Here is a 3,154-nt window from a genome sequence, read left to right on the forward strand (position 1 = left end):
TGATCGTCGCGAGGCCGAGCTTCGGGCAGGTGAGTATCGATGAAGTCGCCGCAGCATCAGCGGGCGGGCTGCATCAGCCAGAACGGGCCACTGCGTGGTCGGTTGAAGGCTGCCGCGAAGCGTCTCGCGGGGAGGGTCTCGCGATGACGGAGCGCGCCGGCGGTGAGGTCGCGGTTCGGCAGAACGGCCAGGAGACGGCGATCGACGCGCCTAGCCTCGACGGCCAGGTGCGCGTGGACCTCGACATGGAGTTTCCGCACGTTCGGGTGCCGTCTGAGGTCGGAGTCAGCTACCGGGACGAGGAGGAGGACGACGAGGAGGCGATGCCGGACGGTGGTGTCGTCGACCGGCGGGAGGTCGAGATGCGCGGTTTCGGTCTCTCAGAGGAGCACGCGACCGCCGGCCTCCCCCTGTCCGTCGTGCTCCTGGTAGCCTCCGGCGCACTCCTCGGTTCCTCGGGTGGGTGGTTACCGCTCATCGGGCTGGTCGTGGCGTCGGCTGGTCTGTTTGTCGGCTACGTCAGCGTCCGGTCGCGATGGAGTGGTCGGTCGTGACGTGGTCGCCTCGAGGACTCTACGTGACGCCGGAGTTCGCGGCGTACGTGGAGGCACTCCGCGGGACCTGTCCCGGCGACGAACAGGCGCTCGCTGCGGCGCGCAGCGGTGAACTACGGTCCTACTATACGACAGCATGAAAATCGGAAGCTCACGCTTTACGACAGCGGTTCTGATGGCATTGATGGTCGTCTCGGTGTTCGCTGGCACGGCGGTTGCGGCCGGCGACACGGTTGACGATCCGGACAAGATCAACAGCAGTTCGACGGCGGTTGCGACGGCGCAGATTCCGGTGGAGGTGACGAAGGACGTCCATCGGGTCGGCGACTGGTCGGCGATTCAGTATGAGAGTGATAGCGGGTCGCTCTCGTCGCTGAACGCGTCGGTGAACGAGTCGGCGACGAATCCGGTGACGCTCGTCGCGACGGACATCAACTTCTCGGACGCGGGCGCGTTCCCACACGGGGACAGTAACGCGAGTGCGCTCGATGCGAGCGAGTGGACTGAGAGCGGGCTGACCGTCTCGGAGACGTCGACGGCGTCCGGTGTGGACGCGGTTGGTGTCGCGACGAACGGCTCGATGGCGGCCGGGAACTCGGCGTCTGCGAGCTACGCGGCGTCGGTGGATTCGGACGAGAACAAGCGCTACGTCCAGATCTTCGCGGACGTGTCGACGCTGGACTCGGGGACGCACGCGACGGTGCGTGTGGTCGACCAGGACGGCGACTACAAGCGCCTCATCATCGACTCCTCGAACCAGACGAACGCGGCGGATGTGCTCGCGAACAGTACGGGCGAGGGCTTCGTGAGTCAGCGCCAGCTCGGGAAGCTGACGACGCAGACGGCGTCCGGCAGTGACGGGACGTTCGACGACATCCAGTCGGTCGAGGTGCACGTGCAGGACGGCGACCTCGAGGCGAGCTTCAGTGTCGTGAACGTCGAGAAGATGTCGAAGTACGTGCTCGGCGAGCAGAAGGCCGACACGGACGACGACGGGACGATGGACGAGACGCGGACGGTCTACGAGCCGAGTGGCGCGTACGGCGTGACGGGCTTCGACACGCTCGGTGACGCCTTCTCGGATGCGGTCGTGCACAACGCGGATATCGCGATGAACTTCTCGACGGCGGACCTCTCGAAGGAGAGCGACGCGCACGTGGAGTTCACGACGGCGAGCGGCTGGCCGGACTTCAAGTGGATGGTCGACGTCTACTACCGGCTCGAGCTTCCGGCGCAGTACGACCTGAGCTACTCGAACGCGGAGTTGACGAGTGAGGTGAAGCTGCCGGCGTCGCGCTACCAGACGGTCGAGGTCGCGGAGGGCATCGGTGACACGGAGTTCTCCGAGGTGTCCTCGTGGACGGACGTGACGAGCAAGTTCGACAGCCGTGGCGAGACGGTGACGCTCGACTCGACGATTCAGTCGGGGCAGGCAATCGGGCTGCACTTCGAGTACCCGGTCACTGACGGTGAGAAGAGCGAGTTCAAGCAGACTGGCGGTGCGGTCGGCCAGTTCGCGTCGTCGAGTGGCTGGACAATCTTCGGGTTCGACCTGACGTCGGTGCCGGTGCTCGGGTCGATCCTCGCGCTCATCGGGACAGTGCTCGGTGGGCGCTGGGCGCTCGGACGGTGATCTCCGATGCCCCACAACGAAGCTGAAGACAGTACGCCCGGGCGAACGACGTCCGAGGAGTACATCCATCGTGCGAAAGGGCGATCCCTTACGGGCGTTGCGAAGCAGGGAGTCGGCGCCTGGCTGTTCGCCCTGTCGTCATCGGTCATTGCCGGGATTCAGGCACTCACGGACCTGCTGTTGTTCCCGGTTATCGCGATCAGCAACATCGGTGACGCTGTCATCGACGCGTTGATTCTGAAGCCGCTGACAATCGTCATTTCGGGGTCTGAGGCTTCAGCAGCGAGTGTAGCAGAGTTCGAGCTGTTCGGGCTGCCGCTCGGGACGGCGATTCTGTTGGTGACGTTCGCGATGATCGGGTGGTATCTGCGGCGGCCGTCGACGAGTGACTTCCTCCCGGGAACGTTCTGGGACAGTCCGTTCACGGGCGTTGAGGAGGAGGACGCCGGAGGCGAGGGATAGCGATGATTCCGCGCGGCCCATCCGGAGGTGGCGAGACCGGCTCAGACCGGTATCTCTCCTTCGATAATCGGATTCAATGGGGCGCGCTCGGTTCAGCGATAGCCGGCGGCACAGTCTACGCGACGTTCGTCGCGTGGATTGAGGGCAGCCTCTCGATTTTGACGCTGCCCTCGCGAATCGCCACGGGCATCCTCGACGGCGCGGATGGCCAACTCGACCGCTTTCTCACCGCACTGCGCGCGGACGCCGGCGCGATCTGGGGTGGCGGGACGCTCGATATGGGGCTGTTCCAGCTTCCGTTCAACGTCCTGCTGTTCCTGGTCGTGCTGTCGGTCGTCGCGCTGGTCGTGCGGATGTGGAGGTCGTAGCGATGGCGAAGGCAATCCCCGACTGGGTCTGGAGCCCGGCGTCGAAGATTCGCGGCGTCGTCTTCCGCCCGATTGTGCAGGGCATCCTCGGGTTCGTCTCGACGATTATCGGCGGTATCCTCATGTTCGGGCGCGGC

Annotated in this window: 4 protein-coding genes; all 4 read left to right on the forward strand. The window is 65.2% G+C overall.

Annotated features, from left to right (window positions below; translation table 11 throughout):
- On the forward strand, nt 1-554 hold a 554-nt coding region (locus ACQUS8_RS16050), incomplete at its 5' end, for a hypothetical protein (RefSeq protein ID WP_435102975.1).
- A gap of 175 nt (nt 555-729) precedes the next feature.
- Nucleotides 730-2,187, forward strand: a complete 1,458-nt coding sequence (locus ACQUS8_RS16055) for a hypothetical protein (protein ID WP_435102977.1) — start codon at nt 730-732, stop codon at nt 2,185-2,187.
- A gap of 6 nt (nt 2,188-2,193) precedes the next feature.
- Nucleotides 2,194-2,649, forward strand: coding sequence for a hypothetical protein (locus ACQUS8_RS16060; protein ID WP_435102979.1), 456 nt, complete (start codon nt 2,194-2,196; stop codon nt 2,647-2,649).
- Nucleotides 2,650-2,651: 2 nt separating this feature from the next.
- Nucleotides 2,652-3,017: a hypothetical protein gene (locus ACQUS8_RS16065; protein WP_435102981.1), complete on the forward strand. Its 366-nt coding sequence runs from the start codon at nt 2,652-2,654 to the stop codon at nt 3,015-3,017.
- Nucleotides 3,018-3,154: the final 137 nt, after the last annotated feature.

The sequence above is a fragment of the Halarchaeum sp. P4 genome, assembly GCF_051195175.1.
GTDB lineage: Archaea > Halobacteriota > Halobacteria > Halobacteriales > Halobacteriaceae > Halarchaeum.

Bases quoted from the DNA above. Each gene is read 5' to 3' on its own strand.
- ACQUS8_RS16065 (WP_435102981.1), top strand. From the start codon at position 2,652: ATGATTCCGCGCGGCCCATCCGGAGGTGGCGAGACCGGCTCAGACCGG.
- ACQUS8_RS16055 (WP_435102977.1), top strand. From the start codon at position 730: ATGGCATTGATGGTCGTCTCGGTGTTCGCTGGCACGGCGGTTGCGGCC.
- ACQUS8_RS16060 (WP_435102979.1), top strand. From the start codon at position 2,194: ATGCCCCACAACGAAGCTGAAGACAGTACGCCCGGGCGAACGACGTCC.